At 60.1% G+C, this 17,467-nt stretch carries 17 protein-coding genes; all 17 read right to left on the minus strand.

Annotated features, from left to right (window positions below; genetic code table 11):
* Positions 1–19 precede the first annotated feature (19 nt).
* A complete protein-coding gene (locus CTR2_RS19120; RefSeq protein ID WP_087081857.1) occupies positions 20–532 on the minus strand; it encodes a hypothetical protein in 513 nt (170 codons plus the stop codon).
* 179 nt (positions 533–711) lie between these two features.
* Positions 712–2,127 (minus strand): type I glutamate--ammonia ligase, encoded by a 1,416-nt coding sequence (gene glnA / locus CTR2_RS19125; protein ID WP_003077519.1) that lies wholly within the window; start codon positions 2,125–2,127, stop codon positions 712–714.
* A gap of 322 nt (positions 2,128–2,449) precedes the next feature.
* Complete coding sequence (locus tag CTR2_RS19130) at positions 2,450–3,337, minus strand: EI24 domain-containing protein (protein WP_087081855.1); 888 nt, start codon at positions 3,335–3,337, stop codon at positions 2,450–2,452.
* A gap of 14 nt (positions 3,338–3,351) precedes the next feature.
* Entirely contained in the window at positions 3,352–4,332 is a 981-nt protein-coding gene (locus CTR2_RS19135; RefSeq protein ID WP_087081853.1) for a sterol desaturase family protein, read from the minus strand.
* Positions 4,333–4,353: 21 nt separating this feature from the next.
* Positions 4,354–5,181: a polysaccharide deacetylase family protein gene (locus tag CTR2_RS19140; protein ID WP_087081851.1), complete on the minus strand. Its 828-nt coding sequence runs from the start codon at positions 5,179–5,181 to the stop codon at positions 4,354–4,356.
* A 72-nt stretch (positions 5,182–5,253) separates the two neighbouring features.
* Entirely contained in the window at positions 5,254–6,420 is a 1,167-nt protein-coding gene (locus CTR2_RS19145; RefSeq protein WP_087081849.1) for a YncE family protein, read from the minus strand.
* Between the two features lie 280 nt (positions 6,421–6,700).
* Positions 6,701–7,225, minus strand: a complete 525-nt coding sequence (locus tag CTR2_RS19150; protein ID WP_003063794.1) for a phosphoribosyltransferase — start codon at positions 7,223–7,225, stop codon at positions 6,701–6,703.
* Positions 7,226–7,265: 40 nt separating this feature from the next.
* Entirely contained in the window at positions 7,266–8,642 is a 1,377-nt protein-coding gene (locus CTR2_RS19155) for an adenylosuccinate synthase (RefSeq protein ID WP_087081847.1), read from the minus strand.
* Positions 8,643–8,679: 37 nt separating this feature from the next.
* Positions 8,680–9,828 carry an ATP phosphoribosyltransferase regulatory subunit gene (locus tag CTR2_RS19160; RefSeq protein ID WP_087081845.1) on the minus strand — a complete coding sequence of 383 codons (1,149 nt, stop codon included), beginning with the start codon at positions 9,826–9,828 and terminating at the stop codon, positions 8,680–8,682.
* 93 nt (positions 9,829–9,921) lie between these two features.
* On the minus strand, positions 9,922–10,110 hold the full coding sequence (locus tag CTR2_RS19165) for a DUF2065 family protein (RefSeq protein WP_012839168.1): 189 nt from the start codon (positions 10,108–10,110) through the stop codon (positions 9,922–9,924).
* 146 nt (positions 10,111–10,256) lie between these two features.
* Positions 10,257–11,147 carry a protease modulator HflC gene (gene hflC, locus CTR2_RS19170; RefSeq protein WP_003077535.1) on the minus strand — a complete coding sequence of 297 codons (891 nt, stop codon included), beginning with the start codon at positions 11,145–11,147 and terminating at the stop codon, positions 10,257–10,259.
* A gap of 11 nt (positions 11,148–11,158) precedes the next feature.
* On the minus strand, positions 11,159–12,550 hold the full coding sequence (gene hflK, locus CTR2_RS19175; protein WP_087081843.1) for an FtsH protease activity modulator HflK: 1,392 nt from the start codon (positions 12,548–12,550) through the stop codon (positions 11,159–11,161).
* A gap of 71 nt (positions 12,551–12,621) precedes the next feature.
* Positions 12,622–13,785, minus strand: a complete 1,164-nt coding sequence (hflX, locus tag CTR2_RS19180) for a GTPase HflX (RefSeq protein WP_176391707.1) — start codon at positions 13,783–13,785, stop codon at positions 12,622–12,624.
* Between the two features lie 101 nt (positions 13,786–13,886).
* On the minus strand, positions 13,887–14,141 hold the full coding sequence (gene hfq / locus CTR2_RS19185) for an RNA chaperone Hfq (RefSeq protein ID WP_012839170.1): 255 nt from the start codon (positions 14,139–14,141) through the stop codon (positions 13,887–13,889).
* A gap of 104 nt (positions 14,142–14,245) precedes the next feature.
* A complete protein-coding gene (gene der, locus CTR2_RS19190; RefSeq protein WP_087081839.1) occupies positions 14,246–15,586 on the minus strand; it encodes a ribosome biogenesis GTPase Der in 1,341 nt (446 codons plus the stop codon).
* A 15-nt stretch (positions 15,587–15,601) separates the two neighbouring features.
* Positions 15,602–16,777: an outer membrane protein assembly factor BamB gene (gene bamB / locus CTR2_RS19195; protein WP_087081837.1), complete on the minus strand. Its 1,176-nt coding sequence runs from the start codon at positions 16,775–16,777 to the stop codon at positions 15,602–15,604.
* Positions 16,778–16,779: 2 nt separating this feature from the next.
* Positions 16,780–17,457, minus strand: a complete 678-nt coding sequence (locus CTR2_RS19200; protein WP_087081835.1) for a YfgM family protein — start codon at positions 17,455–17,457, stop codon at positions 16,780–16,782.
* Between the last annotated feature and the right edge of the window lie 10 nt (positions 17,458–17,467).

Raw genomic sequence — 17,467 nt, forward strand, 5'->3', positions numbered from 1 at the left:
ACCAGCCCCAGGGGCCGGATTAATTGACCGCAGGCAGCCGGTCCAGCTCTCGCCTGATGCCTGCGATATCACTTTCCTGGCGTGTGATATCGGCCTTGAGCTTGGCCACCCGCTCCGGGTAGCCCTGAGGATTGCGCAGCTCCAGCGCCGTGCGCACGGGGTTGCCATCGTTGTACTCTGTCTTGAGCTCGGCCAGTCTGGCCTGGGCCTTGTTCAACTCGCCTTGCAGGATGGCTCGTGCATCGGAGTCACGCGCTTTCTGCGCGGCACTGTCGCTACGGGCCGGGGCCGGTGCGCTCGATGCAGAGCTACTTGCCGCCTTGGGCTTGGCCGCAGCCGCAGCGGTATTGCCACCCGAGGATCTGGTGCCGTGAATCACCGTCACGCCACTGCCATCGACCGGCTTGCACCCTTTGGCCTTGGCCTGCGAAACATTGTTGGTGTACTCATTGCCGCAGCGGTAGATCACATCCTGGGCAGAAACCAGCCCGGATGCAAGGCACAGCAACGACAACACATAAAACTTCTTCATTCGGTCCTCTCAGGCAGACGGCGGCCGCAAGTCCGCAATACCCTGAGTATCGCTCCAAGCCCGCGGCTTTTATTGACTACTTGACCGCCACCAACCCGTTTGGTTCCTTTGCTTCCACGCCCACCGCAGCGGGCGCTCAATAAAAAAGGCGGCTTGCGCCGCCTTTTTTGACCTCTGCTTTACAGCGAGAAGTACATATCGTATTCGACAGGGTGCACCGACTGGCGATAGCGAGTCACTTCGCCCATCTTCAGCTCGATGTAGGCATCCAGCATGCTGTCGGAGAACACACCACCCTTGGTCAGGAACGCACGGTCGGCGTCCAGGGCTTCCAGAGCCTGATCCAGGCTGTGGCAGACGGTAGGCACCAGCTTGTCTTCCTCGGGAGGCAGGTGGTAGAGATCCTTGGTCGCGGCTTCGCCGGGATGGATCTTGTTTTCCACGCCGTCCAGGCCGGCCATCAGCAGAGCGGCGAAACCCAGGTAGGGGTTCATCAGAGGATCGGGGAAGCGAGCTTCCACGCGACGAGCCTTGGGGTTGCTGACGTAAGGAATACGGATGGAGGCCGAGCGATTCTTGGCCGAGTAAGCCAGCTTCACGGGCGCTTCGAAGCCGGGAACCAGACGCTTGTAGCTGTTGGTGCCAGGGTTGGTGATGGCGTTCAGCGCACGAGCGTGCTTGATGATGCCGCCAATGTAGTACAGGGCAAAGTCGGACAGGCCGGCATAGCCGTCGCCGGCGAACAGGTTCTTGCCATCCTTCCACACGGACTGGTGCACATGCATGCCGGAGCCGTTATCGCCAGCGTAGGGCTTGGGCATGAAGGTTGCCGTCTTGCCGTAGGTGTTGGCCACGTTCCAGATGATGTACTTCTGCAGCTGTGTCCAGTCGGCACGCTCGACCAGGGTCGAGAAGCGTGTGCCGATTTCGTTCTGACCGGCACCGGCCACTTCGTGGTGGAACACTTCGACAGGAATGCCGACGGCTTCCAGCAGCAGCGACATCTCTGCGCGCATGTCCTGGGTGCTGTCGACAGGAGGAACGGGGAAGTAGCCACCCTTGACGCGAGGACGGTGACCACGGTTACCGGTCTCGAACTTGGTGCCTGTGTTCCAGGGTGCCTCGTATTCTTCGATTTCGAAGAAGGGGTTGTGAGGCTCGGTGCCCCAACGCACGCCGTCGAAGATGAAGAATTCGGGTTCGGGGCCGAAGTAAGCGGTATCGCCCAGGCCGGAAGCCTTCAGATAGGCTTCGGCACGCTTGGCGATGGAACGGGGATCGCGGTCGTAGGCCTTGCCGTCACCGGGCTCGATCACATCGCACTGCAGAATCAGTGTGGTTTCTTCGAAGAAGGGATCGATATTGGCAGTGTTGGGATCGGGAACCAGCTGCATGTCCGAGGCTTCGATACCCTTCCAGCCAGCAACGGAAGAACCGTCGAAAGCATGGCCCGAGGTGAACTTGTCCTCGTCGAAGTGCGACACGGGCACGGTCACGTGCTGTTCCTTGCCGCGGGTATCGGTAAAGCGCAGGTCCACGAACTTGACCTCGTTATCCTGCACCATCTGCATCACGTCTGCAACGGTCTTCGCCATTAGATCTCTCCTGCCAACTTTGGCTGATCAAATAAAGAATGAATAGTATCTAGCAGTTTGCGTGCCAACTCGACCTAGGCGCCTCACAACAACATCTGCGCACCGAAACCGAGCCTTGGTGTAAAGATATTCGGCACAAGACATAAGCACTTACCAGAGCTGTATCTGCAAACTGCACCAAACAGACGCGCATTGTCTCACTGCCAGAGCACGCCTCACAGCTGCACCATCTTGGTGAATAAAAATGCACCAAGATGGTGCATTTTTGAAATAAGATTGTTTTTGGTGCATGACGCCTGATTCGCCCTGCTACAGACGCTCATCAGCGAGCCACCGAAGCTGCACCATCCGAATCACCTGCACCAGGTGCAAACGGGACCTGCGGGTCGGCAGCACTGGGGATGGTCTGCGCCCTCATTTGCTCCAGCGCCGCCAGGCAGAAGTGAGCGAACCACAGTGCAGAGAAGGCAAACACCAGCGCATAGATCCAGATCGCAATCGGAACCAGAATCCAGAAAGCGGCCAGGAACAGCAGCCCGGAAATCCAGACCACACCAGGTGCTGCACCCAGATAGCCGCAGATCACCCCCATCAGAATGAGCGACATGCGGTGACGGGCAAACAGGGCCCGGCGCTCGTCCTTGCTGGCATGCTCGGACAAGGCGTCAAATGCCATGACCCTATAGGTAAGCCAGCCCCAGATCAAAGGCGCCACCACCAGCATCAGCGGCGGGAACACCCATAGCGGCAGAGTGACAAACAAGGCCAGCAGCGCAATCAACGTGGAGCCGCCCGACCAGACCAGGCTGGCCACAGTAGAGCCACCATGCTTTTTCTCCAGCCCGGCAAAGCGTTTCTCGGCCACCAGTTGCGTCAGCACAGGCGCCATGAACAGGCCCACCAGCAGCAAAACCAGCACCACGAGTACAGGCGTTGCTCCCAACACAACAAAAATGGAAGCCACCACCTCCGAGGCATACCCAAGGCCCAGCCCTTGCAGCCATAGCCACAAGGAATGCAGCCAGCCCACCCCATCAAGCAGGCTTTGCACCTTGAGGACCGCATCGGCCCAGAAGAAGTAACCAAGAAGCCAGGCCATCAAGGCCATGGCCAGCAGCGGCAAGAGTGACCAGACAATGACCCGCTTATGCAGGCAATACGCCATGGCACGCCAAAAAGAGTCGAGTAGCAAGCTCATGCTGGCAAGCATACTCAAGGATTGACTTATGCGCGACCCATCAATCGCAGGACAGCCAGCCACTGCTGCGCCCAGAAGCCACGGCCATAGTCGCGCAGCTGCCCTTTCGCATTGGCCTGCACCTGATCGCGAATGCCAGTGGGGTCATAGCGCAGATCGAAATTGGCCGTACCGAACAACATGTCCCACCAGGGCAAGAGCACGCCGAAGTTGTTGCCGTGGACCTTTTTGTTGCGCACCGGCGCCATGGGCTCGTGACCGATACCGATGGCGTGATGGCGTCGGTGAAAGCGCGGGCTGATCCACAGACGCTCACCCAGCTGGCCAAACCAGATGCGCACGTTGGCGTGCTGAAAGCTCTCGCTGAGCTGGGTCAGGGCCACGATGGCCACGAACTGCCCGGGCGCCACGCCAATCAGTTGCGCCACCAGCACGATGATGGCGTCATGGATCACGTCGTCGAGCAGGTGATTGCGGTTGTCGCTCCACACCGTCATCTGGCGCTGCGAGTGGTGCACGGCATGCAGCTTCCACCACCATGTAAATCCATGCTGGCCGCGATGAATCCAGTACTCGACCAGATCGAAGACAACCAGATACATCAGCAGGCTGACCCAGGCGTTGTCCGTCACGCCCGGCCAGATGTCGTCAAGGTGAAAGCCCGGCAAGCCCCAGACATGGAGCTGGCCCATGAGCGAATTCCACAGCGGCTCTGTCGTGAAGAACAAGGCCAGCCGGAAAAGTCCCAGCCGATGAATCAGCGTGTAGAGGATGTCCACACGAATCGCCTGGCGGTCGACCACGGGCTCGACCGGCCTCCAGCGCTGCAGCGGCACGATCACCGCGACCATGACCGCTATCTGCAGTAAGCCCACCAACAGCCAGCCTGTGGCCGTGTAGCCATCTTCGAGCAGGTTCGCCATGCCGAAATGGAACAGAAACGGCTGAACCACGCCTTCAAACAAGCGTTGCTGCGCCTCTCCAAACATCTGAACCAACCAATCCACAACTCACTCCTCTTGCAGCACTCAGCGGTGCTGCGCAATCCAGCCCTGGTACGCCGGATGCTCGGCCAGCGTACGAAAGCAAAAACCCTTATCCAGCAGACCGACGATCAGCGGCTCCAGCACCGCCGGGGCCCAGGGGTCTTGGCGCGACCAGATGCCGAGGTGGGCCAGCAAGATATCGCCGCCGCCTATGTTTTTGAGTGCCTGGGCCAGCAAGCGTTCATTGGGGTACCTGTCGCTGGGCAGCTCATCGCCCAGAAAGCCTGCCGGCGCCCAGCCCACATGCTGAAAGCCGCCTTGCTGCGCTGCGGCAATCAGTGCTGGCGATGTCTTGCCGCCGGGCGCACGATACAGCGGCAAGGTCTTGCGACCCGTGATCTGCGCCAGCCGCTGAGCGGAGCGGGCAATCTCCTGGCGGTACTCATCGGCAGACACCACATAGCTCTGACCGGCTCTGGGCCCGGCCGAGGGCTTGACCTTGAAGTGCGTGACCTGGCCCGTGGCCTTGTCGCGGATATCGGCCAGCCAGTACATATGGTCGAAGGTATGCGATGCAAGCTGGTGACCTTCGTCGGCACGCGCCTTCCACCAGGGTGCCCAGAAGTCGCCCAGACTGCTGCCCCCCTCCTTCGTGGCCTCATTGGCCGCAAAGAATGTGACGGGCACCTTGTGCTTTTGCAGAACCTGGGCGACAAGCTGGGCTATGCCCATATGCCCGGTATCAAAGGTCAGGTAAACCGCCTTGGAGCAAGTGCCTGAAGCTATCTTTTTTGAAGCTTCGACAGCGAAGGCTGGAACGGCAGACAGGCCACCGACCAGCGATCCAAGCATGAAACAACGTCTTTGCATCCACCCTCCTTGAGGTGGTCAACACGGAGACCAAGCCATCCCTGCCGTTTCGATGCAGCAAGGACAAGCACCTTAGCGCGCAGCGTGGGACAGCGTCCAGACACCGTGAGGCGACTTGCCCACGTTAACCTGATTGACCACCTTCTTCTCCACCGTGTCGATCACCGACAGCTTGCGCGCCCAGCGCGAGGCCACGAAGATGTAGCGACCGTCAGCCGAGACATCCATGCAGTCGGGGCCGCCAGGCGCCGGGTAATTGGCAACGACCTGGCTGCTGACCATATCGATCTTGCTGATGGTATTGGCCACGCGATTGCTCACGTACAGATGGCGATCATCGCCGGCAGCGCGGAAGGCATGCGCTCCGGCAGCCGTCTTGATCTGACCCAGGCTGCGTGGCTCGGCGCCGGTGATATCGAACACCTCGACACCATCGCCGCCCGTCAGGCCGACAAACAGCTTTTTGCCATCAGGGCTGCCATAGACGTCCGCAGGCATGGGGCCTGTGGGCACGCGGGCCTTGATGGTCTGGGTGGCGATATCGATGGCCACCAGGGCGTCGCTGTCCTGCATGGTGGAGTACAGCGTCTTGCTCTGCGCGTCGATGAACAAATGGCTGGGCGTCTTGCCGGTGGAGACGCGCTTGACCAGAGTCGGCGTCTGCGTGGCCGCATCCCAGCGGTAGAAATCGATGTGGTTGAGGCGGTTGGCAGCCGTGACGAACCATTTCATGTCCGGTGAAAAGCGCAGGTGGTATGGGTCCACGATATCGCGGATCACACGCTGCACGGCCCCCGTGCGCGGATCCACCAGAGTCAGCGAATCGCCCAGCGCATTGGCCACCACCAGCGACTTTTCGTCTGGCGTCAGATACAGATGATGAGGCTCCTTGCCCGTAGGAATGCGCGACTGCTCCTTCCAGGTCTGTGGATCGATCACGCTGATGGATGCATCCAGGGAATTGAGCACAAAGATGGGCGTTGGGCCTTGCACTGCACGCGCCGCCTGTGCGGGCTTGACAGCGGCTGGCGGCACAGATGCACCGGTTGCAACCGCCGCCGCGGGCGCGACCACAGGAGCGGCAGCGACCGCCGGTGCGGCTGCCTTGGCAGACTTGAAACCGGGCAAGGCCGAAGCCCCCAACCATGCCGCGGCACCCACGCCCACGACCAATGCCACAGCAGCGCCAGTGCGCCCAATAGAAAGACGTCCCACAACCACCACCTTCTCAGAATCCATGCAGTGTAGCTGCGCCAATGCAGCCGCTGCCAACACAAGCCTTCTGGTTTACAAAGCTTGTTGAAATGCCACGCCAAGCTTGCCTGATCGACGCAGGCCGCATCATGACAACAATTCAAAAACAGGAGCAGCTAGCTCATGCTTTTATTACAGTACAGCTTTAAAAAAGCTTGAAACCGTTGGAATAAAGGCACATGGCGCTCATCTATTGATGAACATCATTGCTCTATAAAAAAAGGAGCCCTGAAAGGGCTCCTTTGCCAACGTCGGTGACGGGTCCTCAGACCTTCCACTTCTCCGCCAGCTTTTCGGGATTCAGCGTGTCATAGCCTTCGAAAGGCTGGTGAATCCAGGGGTTGGTGGCCAAGAAGTCCACCGAATAATCGGGCTCGAAGGTCGACACGCCCTTGGTCCAGATCACGGCGCTGCGCAGCTCCGTAATGGGTGCGTAGTTGGTCTTGAGCATGGCGATCACGGCCTTGAGCGTGGCGCCCGAGTCCGCCAGATCGTCCACCAGCAGCACGCGGCCGGAAATATCGCCCTTGGGCGTGGCAATGAAGCGACCGATGTCCAGATGGCCCTGCACCGTGCCGGCTTCGGCGCGGTAGGAGCTGGTGGACATGATGGCCAGAGGCTTGTCGAAAATGCGGCTCAGGATGTCGCCGGGACGCAGACCACCGCGTGCCAGGCACAGGATGGTGTCGAATTCCCAGCCGGACTGGTGGATCTTGATGGCGAGCTTTTCGATGAGACCGTGGTACTCGTCGTAGCTCACATACAGGTGCTTACCGTCTTCTGTCAGCATGGGCACAGTTCCTTTGAAAGTTCAGTAAAACCCGGCCCGATCAGGCGGCGCTGTACGGGTTGTGCATCAGGATGGTGTGGTCGCGGTCGGGGCTGGTGGACACCATGGCAATGGGCACACCGGTCACTTCAGCGATACGGTCCAGATAGCGGCGAGCGTTCACGGGCAGCTTGTCGTATTCGGTCACACCCACGGTGGAGTCTGTCCAGCCAGGGATGGATTCGTAGATGGGCTTGCAGCGCTCGATATCGTCCGCGCCCAGAGGCAGCAGGTCGATCTTCTCGCCGTCGAGCTCATAGCCCACGCACAGTTGCAGCTCTTCGATGCCGTCCAGCACGTCCAGCTTGGTGATGCACAGACCGGACAGACCGTTGATCTGGGCCGAACGCTTGAGCAACGCAGCATCGAACCAGCCGCAGCGGCGCGAACGACCGGTGGTCACACCCTTCTCAGCGCCCACAGTGGACATGACCCAACCGGGAGTGCCTTCCTTTTCCCATTCCAGCTCAGTGGGGAAGGGACCGCCACCCACGCGGGTGCAGTAAGCCTTGGTGATGCCCAGGATGTAGTGCAGCAGACCCGGGCCCACGCCAGCACCTGCGGCGGCATTGCCGGCCACGCAGTTGGACGATGTGACATAGGGATAGGTGCCGTGATCCACGTCCAGCAGCGTGCCTTGCGCGCCTTCGAACAGCAGGTTTCCGCCTTCGGCGTGCACAGCATTGAGCTCGCGCGAAACATCGGCAATCATGGGCTTGAGCAGCTCGGCATGACGCATGGCTTCTTCATACACGGCGTCGAACTGCACTTCGCCGTCCTTCATGTAGGGAGCCAGGCCAGCGCCGAAGTCGAAGTTCTTGGAACCCAGCACATTCACCAGAATGTGGTTGTGCAGGTTCAGCAGCTCGCGCAGCTTGGTGGCGAAGCGCTCAGGGTGCTTCAGGTCCTGCACACGCAGGGCACGGCGGGCGATCTTGTCTTCGTAGGAGGGGCCGATGCCCTTGCCGGTGGTGCCGATCTTCTGCACGCCACCCTTTTCGCGGGCCGCTTCACGGGCCACGTCCAGAGCCTGGTGGAAAGGCAGGATCAGCGGGCAGGCTTCGGACACGCGCAGACGCTCACGCACTTGCACGCCGGCCTTTTCCAGACCTTCGATTTCTTCAAACAGCTTGCCCACGGAAAGCACCACACCGTTGCCGATGTAGCACTTCACACCAGGGCGCATGATGCCGCTGGGAATCAGGTGCAGAGCCGTCTTCACGCCGTTGATGACCAGTGTGTGACCGGCGTTGTGACCGCCCTGGAAACGCACGACGCCGTTGGCGCTTTCGGTCAGCCAGTCAACCAGCTTGCCCTTGCCTTCATCACCCCACTGGGTGCCGACGACGACCACATTGCGACCTTTGGATGTATTCATATTCCAATCCGATAAATCGAAGAATTAGTCAAATGCCTTAAATGGCTTGCACGACCCATTGCCCGCCTACATTGGCAAGCTCACGGTCGCAGTGGAACTCATCCACTTCGCTTTCATGCCCTGGCAGCACGCAGACCACCGTCTCGCCCTGCTGACGCAATGCGGCAATGGCGGCAGCCACTTGCGCGTCATCGCCCCAGGGGGCGCGGATGGCAGCCTTGAGCGGACGCTCGGGCACGACAGCCACCAGTTGTTTGATATCGAGACTGAAGCCGGCAGCGGGACGATTGCGCCCGAACACTGCACCAACTTCGTCGTAGCGGCCACCGCGCACCAGGGCATCGCTGCCGCCGGGCACATAGATCGCAAAGCGCGTGCCGCTGTAGTAGGAGTAGCCACGCAGATCGGCCAGATCGAAGCTGACCTTGACGCCATCCAGATGCTGCACCAGCCAGCGCAAATGTGACAGCACATTGCGCACGCCGGCAGTGCGCTCCAGCAGCTTTTCAGCTTGATCGAGCACTTCCATGCCGCCGTACAGTTGCAGCAGCGCCATCAGGCCTTCACGCGAGGCCTCGGGGAAATCGCGGGTCAGCTGAGCCAGCTCGGTTGCATCCTTGGAGGCCAGGGCTGCATGAACCCCTCGCAGCACTTGCTCATCGACCAACACGCCAGCCAGCAGACTGCGCACGATGCGCACATCGGCCAGGTCCACGATGACATCCTTGACGCCCGCTCCCTTGAGGCAGTCGAGAGCCAGGTGCAGGGCTTCGAGGTCGGCTTCCAGGCCTTCATGACCGTAGATTTCAGCACCGAACTGGAACGGCTCACGCGTGGCACGCGGACGATCGGGGCGCGCATGAACGACAGGGCCGCAGTAGCACAGACGGGTTACGCCCTTGCGATTGAGCAAATGTGCATCAATGCGTGCCACCTGCTGCGTCATGTCTGCGCGCAGGCCCATGGTGCGACCGGAGAGCTGGTCAATCAGTTTGGAGGTTTGAAGGGCAAGAGCTTCGCCTGTACCCGTCAGCAAGGACTCCAGATACTCCAGCATGGGTGGCATGACAAGCTCATAGCCATAGCTGCGCGCAGTATCGAGCAATCCTCGACGCAATTCTTCGATGTGCCGTGCCTCGGAGGGCAAAACATCGGCAATGTGATCCGGCAGGACCCAAGCAGACATGGAGAAATGGGGAGGCTGTTAAAAATGCGATTCTACCGGCTTTGCCAGCCTCGCCCAATTTGACCGCTAAGGCCTAGCCAGTATCGGCAGTATTTAAAGCAGCACCAGCATGATGGCGCCTGCTGCGATACAGAGCAATCCGCAAAAGCGCAGCTGCCCATCCCTGAGTTGCAGCAACTGGGAAAACAGCTGGCGCCACAGTCCGGGCGCGAACAGGGGCAGCAGCCCCTCCAGCACCAGCAGCATGGCGATCGCCAGTCCCAGGATCTCCCACCAATCCATTGCCATCCTCCAATAGACAATGGCCCTCAAGGGGCCATTGCTTGTATCGCTGTCAAAGCTTTACGAACCTGCGCAAACAAGGATGCACAACAGGCATTGCTCTCGGCAAAACACCATGCCTGATCCGAATTTGCGCAAGCCAAGGCTTATTTGCCAGCGGAGCCGCCACTGCGATAGGCCTTGAAGAAGTCGCTTTGCGAAGGATCGAGCACCAGCACATCGCTCTTCTTGGAGAAGCTCTCCTTGTAAGCATCCAGACTGCGATAGAACTGCGCAAACTGCGGATCCTTGCCAAAGGATTCTGCGTAGACACGTGCCGCTTCAGCATCGCCCTCACCCTTGATCTTCTGGGCATCGCGGTAGGCATTGGCAATGGTGATGTCACGTTGACGGTCGGCCTCGGCGCGAATCTTTTCACCCTCAGCCGCGCCTGTGGAGCGCAGCTCGTTGGCCACGCGCTTGCGCTCGGCCTCCATACGGCGATAGACGGACTCGGTGATGGTTTCGGCATAGTCCACGCGAGTGATGCGCACATCGACGATGTCGACACCCCAGGGCTTGGAGCCGCGCACGGTTTCCAGCACTTCACGCTTGACGTCGGCCATCAGCGTTTCACGCTTGGAAGACAGCAGCTCACGCACGGTACGGCGGTTGATCTCTTCCTGAAAGGCATTGCGCACCACACGGTTGAGCTGCATGGCACCGGCAGATTCATCCAGACCCACGTTACGGATGTATTCCGAAGGCTCGGAGATGCGCCAGCGCACATACCAGTCGATGACCACGCGCTGCTTTTCAGCCGTGAGCATGGGCTCGGTATCGGTGCTGTCGAGCGTCAGCAGACGCTTGTCGATGTAACGCACGTTCTGCAACGGTGGCGGCAGCTTGAAGTTAAGCCCGGGCTCGGTGATCACTTCCTTGATCTGACCCAGCGCATAGACCACACCGAACTGACGCTGATCCACGACAAACAGGGTCGAGCTCAGCAAGGCCAGCACCACGAGAATGCTGGTGACAAAAAATCCGATTCGATTCACTGCATTCTCTCCTAGCGTGCGTCACGGTCACGGCTGCGCGCATCGCGGCTGCGGGCATCACCGGCGGGATTGGGTACTACACGTACGTTGGCTGGAGCCGAAGCTGCGCCACCGGCAGCTGCATCACCCGACGCAGCGGGAGCAGCGGCGCTGCCACCCACGTTCTGCATGATCTTGTCCAGAGGCAGATACAGCAGATTGGAGCCCTGGCGCGACTCCACCAGAACCTTGGTCACGTTGGTGTAGACCTGCTGCATCGCATCGATGTAGAGACGGTCACGCGTGACCTGAGGAGCCTTCTGGTACTCGGAATACAGCGAACTGAAGCGTCCAGCATCACCCTGAGCCTGGGCCACGATCTTGGACTTGTAGGCAGCAGCCTCCTCACCCAGACGCGCCGCTGCACCTGCAGCACGAGGCACCACATCGTTGGCATAAGCCTGGGCCTCATTCTTGGCACGCTCACGCTCCTGACCAGCCTTGAGCACATCGTCAAACGAGGCTTGCACCTGCTCGGGTGGCCGCACGCCGCCTTGCTGCATATTGATGCCCACCACTTCAACGCCCACCTTGTAGCGGTCCAGAATGGACTGCATCAGATCGCGTACTCGCGGCGCGATCTGGTCACGCTCCTCAGCCAGAGCCGCGTCCATCCTCATCTTGCCGACGACTTCACGCACGGCGGACTCTGCCACCTGGATCACGGCCTCGGAAGGACTGCGGCTTTCGAACAGCCAGGCTCGCGCATCGCTCAGACGGTACTGCACGGCAAACTTGATCTCGACGATGTTCTCGTCCTCGGTCAGCATTGCCGATTCACGCAGCCCCGTGCTGCGCACGATGTTGTCACTCCCCACCTCCGCGGAGCGAATCTGCGAAACATAGACCAGCTCATGCTTTTGAACGGGATAAGGCAAGCGCCAGTTGAAGCCCGCTCCCACGGTGCTCTTGTACTTGCCGAACTGCGTGATGACGGCCTGCTGGCCTTCCTGCACGATGAAAAAGCCCGTACCCAGCCAGATCAGCACGGCCACGCCGGCAATCAGGAAAATTCCTTTACCGGGGTTGAAAGGCTCGCCTGGCTGACCGCCGCTGCGACTGGGTGGCACACCACGGCCGTTGCCGGAGCCTCCACCGAACAGGCCGGAAAGCTTGCGGTTGAGATCACGCCATACCTCTTCCAGATCAGGCGGCTGGCCTTGCTGAGGAGAGGAAGGACGGGGTCGCTGCTCGGGAGCGGGCGGCATCGGAGGACGATCCCCTTCGGGTGCCGAGCTGTCCGGCTTGGAGCCATCTTCGTTGTTGTTGTCGCCACGACCCCAGCGCGGATCGTTCAAATTGAACATCCCGCGAATGCGTTGCGGCAGCACCGCCAGGCGATGGACGCGTTGTGAAAAATTCATGCGAGACGTCTCTGTGTTTTCAAAAAGACATGGACCATGGCAAGCATTGTGCCCAATAGGAACGCAAGCCCCTAGTATTGCGCGTCGTCATCAGGGGACATCCAGTACCTATCGTCCTGCCCCTCGACTTCTTCGCGTGCCGCCTCTTCACGTACCTGCAAAACCCGGTCAGCCAACATCTGCCGCAGCTGCGCCAGCCCCTGCCCCGAGCGAGCACTGACAAACACACGCGGCACCGGCGTGCCATCGAGCTCATACATATCCTGCAGCATGGCAGGCTGACGCTCGGGCTCAATGGCATCCAGCTTGTTGAAAACCAGAATCTGAGGCACATCATCGGCCCCGATTTCACCCAGAACTTTTTGGACTTGTTGTATTTGTTCGGGGAATCCGGGGTTCGATGCATCCACGACATGCAGCAGCAGATCGGCGTCAATCGCCTCCTGCAAGGTGGCCTGGAAAGCATCCACCAGACCGTGCGGCAAGTCACGAATAAAACCGACGGTATCCGACAGGGAAACCGACTCCTCGGCCTCCGTCAGATACATCTGCCGGGTGGTGGTATCCAGCGTGGCAAACAGCTGATCTGCGGCATAGGCGCGAGCCTTCACCATGGCATTGAACAGCGTGGATTTGCCGGCATTGGTATAGCCAACCAGGGAAATATTGAAAACTTCGCGACGCGAGCGCTGACGCCTCTGCGTGGAACGCTGCTTCTTGACCTTTTTCAGGCGCTCCTTGGTGCGCTTGATGGCATCGTCAATCATGCGGCGGTCCAGCTCGATCTGCTTCTCACCGGGGCCGCCACGGCCACCGATACCGCCAGCCTGACGTTCCAGGTGACTCCAGCGGCGCACCAGGCGCGTGCTGATGTATTGCAGGCGAGCCAGCTCCACCTGCAGCTTGCCTTCATGGCTGCGTGCACGCTGGGCGAAGATTTCCAGAATCAGCATGGTCCGGTCGTTGACCGGCATCTGGATATGGCGCTCCAGATTGCGCTGCTGCGCCGGGCTCAGAGCCTGGTCGAACCAGACTTCCTTGGCGCCGTGCATCTGGGCCAGCATGCGGATCTCATCCGCCTTGCCACTGCCCACGAACAACGCAGGATCGGGAGCTTTGCGCTTGCAGGTCAAGCGCGCCACGGGTTGCAAGCCAGCGGTCTGTGCCAGCAGGCCCAGCTCTTCCAGCTCGTCATCGAAATGGGGAACACCAAAATCCACGCCCACCAGCAGCACTGGCGCAGACGCGGAACGTTCAAAGGATTCAGAACTCAAATACCTGTCCCGTAGGGTAAGAGCCGCGCCGGACTAGCCGGCGGGCGTTGACGCAAGAAAGCTTAGGCAGCAGCGGCGTCGTTGTCAGCCGGAGTAGCGGCCGAGAAGTTCACGGCGCGACCGGGAACGATGGTGGAGATGGCGTGCTTGTATACCATCTGGGTCACAGTGTTGCGCAGAAGCACCACATATTGGTCGAACGACTCGATTTGGCCCTGCAGCTTGATGCCGTTGACCAGATAGATGGAGACCGGCACATGTTCACGACGCAGTGCGTTCAGGAACGGATCTTGGAGGAGTTGACCTTTATTGCTCACGATATTCTCCGTGTTCGAAGAGTGTTGTTGTAAACCGACACATTACCACAGGGCCCAGGAAAAACAGCGAAAAGGGTTTTCCCGTAGGCACCAGCAGACAGCTATTAATCCTTGTCGGCGTAAGGATTATGGGAGGTTTTCAAGTCGATGCGCAACGGGGTGCCGACAAGATTGAACTCCTTGCGGAAACGACCTTCCAGAAAGCGCTTGTACGCATCGGTGACCAGTTCCAGCGAATTGCCGTGGATCACGATGATGGGCGGGTTCATGCCGCCCTGGTGGGCATAGCGCATCTTGGGACGATAGGCCCCCACCTTCTTGGGCGTCTGGAACTGGATCGACTCCATCAGAATGCGCGTCAGCACAGGAGTAGGCATCTTGCAGGTGGCTGCACGATGGGCCTGGATGATGGATTTCCACAGCGGCTCTAGACCCTGGCGCTTTTGTGCCGAGATGAAGTGCAGCGGCGCAAACTTCAGGAAGGACAGGCGCGTCTCGATGGAGCGCTCCAGCATCTGACGCTGGTAGTCATCCACGGCATCCCATTTGTTGATGCCCAGCACGACCGAGCGACCGCTTTCCAGGATATAGCCCGCAATATGGGCGTCCTGGTCGGTCACGCCTTGCGTGGCGTCGATCAGCAGCAGCACGACGTTGGCGCCTTCGATGGCCTGCAGCGTCTTGACCACCGAGAATTTCTCGATGGCTTCAAATACCTTGCCCTTGCGGCGCAGACCGGCGGTGTCGATCAGCTCGAACTTCTGACCATTGCGCTCGAAAGGCACAGTGATCGCATCGCGCGTGGTGCCAGGCATGTCAAAAGCCACCAGGCGCTCTTCACCCAGCCAGGTATTGATCAGCGTGGACTTGCCGGCGTTGGGACGACCTGCCACCGCCAGACGCACGGGCTTCTGGTCTTCCTCGCCAAAGACCTCTTCTTCAGGCTCGGGCAGATTCAGCAGACCCAGAGCCGCATCCACCAGGCTGCGCACGCCCTGACCATGGGCTGCGGACACAGGCATGACCTCGCCGAGGCCCAGCTCATAGAACTCGGACAGGTGCACGCCGTCCTTCATGCCTTCGGCCTTGTTGGCCACCAGCATAGTGGGCTTGCCCAGACGGCGCAGGTAGTTGCTGATTTCGTGATCCTGACCGGACAGACCGGCGCGCGCATCCAGCACGAAGATCACGACATCGGCTTCCGCCACGGCTTGTTGCGTCTGCTTGGCCATCTCCTTGAAGATGCCGCGCGATGCGTCCGGCTCGAAACCGCCCGTATCGATGACGATGTACTCATGCTTGCCCTGACGGCCCTGGCCGTAATGGCGGTCACGCGTCAGCCCTGCAAAGTCGGCGACGATGGCATCCCTCGACTTCGTGAGTCGATTGAACAGCGTCGACTTGCCCACATTGGGGCGCCCTACCAGGGCAATAACTGGCTTCATTCCAAAAACAACCTATCAATCCGGCTTGAAGCCATACACAGTTCCGCTTCGGCTGACGATCACCAGGGTATTGGCGGCGACAACCGGGGAAGTGGCAACTCCTGCCTTGTCAGTTTCCAAACGGGCCAGTGCAGAGCCGTCTTCACGCGAGAGCATATGCACCGTCCCCAAATCATCGGCCAGCACCACGGAACGGCCCAGCACCAGAGGCGCCGTCAGCTTGCGGTACTGCAGCTTGTCGATGGACCACAGACGCTGACCGTCTGCACGATTCCAGGCCTGTACCGTGCCGTTGCCTTCCGCGCCAAACACGGCCTGCTCGTCGCCCGCCACGCCATCGCTACCCTTGGAGGTCTGCGTCCAGCGCACATTGGCCGTACTCACATCCACGCACCCTACCGAGGCCTGGAACGCACGTGCGCAGACACTGCTGCCCACACGGCTGACGGGACCGACCAGATCCACCAGTCGCTCCACATCGTTGGTCCCGCGCGGTGCGGCCAGAGGAGCCATCCAGCGCACCGAGCCATTGTCAGGATCAACACCTGCCAGACGTCCGGACACGCCTACCACCAGATTATTACCAACGGCCTGCAAAACGCCTGGCTGACGCAAAATAAGCGGTTCATTGCTGGGGCCTTCAACCGACCACAGCTCACGACCCGTATTGGCATCGAAGGCCGCCAGAGAACGGTCAGCCGCCATCACGAACACGCGGCCGCCAGCCACCAGAGGCGGCGTATAGACTGCGGCGGTCAGATTGTTCTTCCACAGCTGCTTGCCTTCGGCAAACACCATGAGCTGGTTGCTGCGTGTAACCACCGCTGTGCGCTGTCCGTCGCTGCCCACACCGGTGGTCAGCGGCTCGCCCGCACTGAACTTGCCCAACTGGCTGCCGGTATTGCCATCAAGCGTCGTAACGCTGCCATCCTTGGTGACCACGGTGACGGTATTGCCCTGCACCAGCGCAGGCATGGCCAGAGGCACTTCGCTGCCCAGCTTGGCCGACCAGGCCTGATGCACCGCGATCTTGCCTGGATTGGGCCCCAGGTCCAGGGGCTTTGGCTTGTCCTTGCCGCCGAACATGGAGCAGGCAGCCAGCGACGCGGCCACCGCAGTCAGCACCAGCACACGGGCTGCGGATTGCGCTGCGGGGGCAGCGAACTTCACTTGATGGGCAAAAGTCTTCAAGATTATTTCTCCGACGGCGTTGTCTTGACCAGGGTCGCGGCTTCAGGAGCCACGCCCAGCGCATTCAGCTTGAATTCCACCAGATGACGGTAGTCCAGATCCTTGTCCAGAGCCTTGTAGGCAGCCTGGTACTGGGCAACCGCCTCAGTCTGCTTGCCCAGCGCCACATACAGATCGCCACGGCGATCAGCCTGCAGACCAACATAGGACTCGGGCATGGCCGCCTCAAGCACCTTCAGGCCTTCGTCATAGCTTTTTTGCTGCTCCAGCACGGAAGACAGACGAATGCGGGCGAGGGCCTTGAAGCTTTCATCGCCCTTATCGGCCACCCAGTTCAGCTGAGCCTTGGCGTCATCGAGCTTGCCGGCATCCACCGAGGCCTTGGCCATCAGCAAAGCCGTCTGGGCGGCCTGCGCCGTGCCCGCGTACTTGTCCCGCAGCTCGCTGAAAGCCTGGTCGGCGCGCGCCGCATCCTTGGCCGTCAGCGCTTCGTCCACGGCAAACTCCAGGGCCGAGGCCTGGGTGGCCTGACGCTTTTGCCAGTACTGCCAGCCGTTCCAGCCGGCCAGTCCGAGAAAGACCACGACCAGCACGCTGGTGATCAGAGTTCCCCAGGAATTCCAGAAATGCTTGAGCTGCTCAATTTGCTCTTGTTCTTCAAGATCGAGATGATTTGCCATGGCTACTTAG

The sequence above is a fragment of the Comamonas thiooxydans genome, assembly GCF_002157685.2.
GTDB classification, from domain to species: domain Bacteria; phylum Pseudomonadota; class Gammaproteobacteria; order Burkholderiales; family Burkholderiaceae_C; genus Comamonas; species Comamonas testosteroni_H.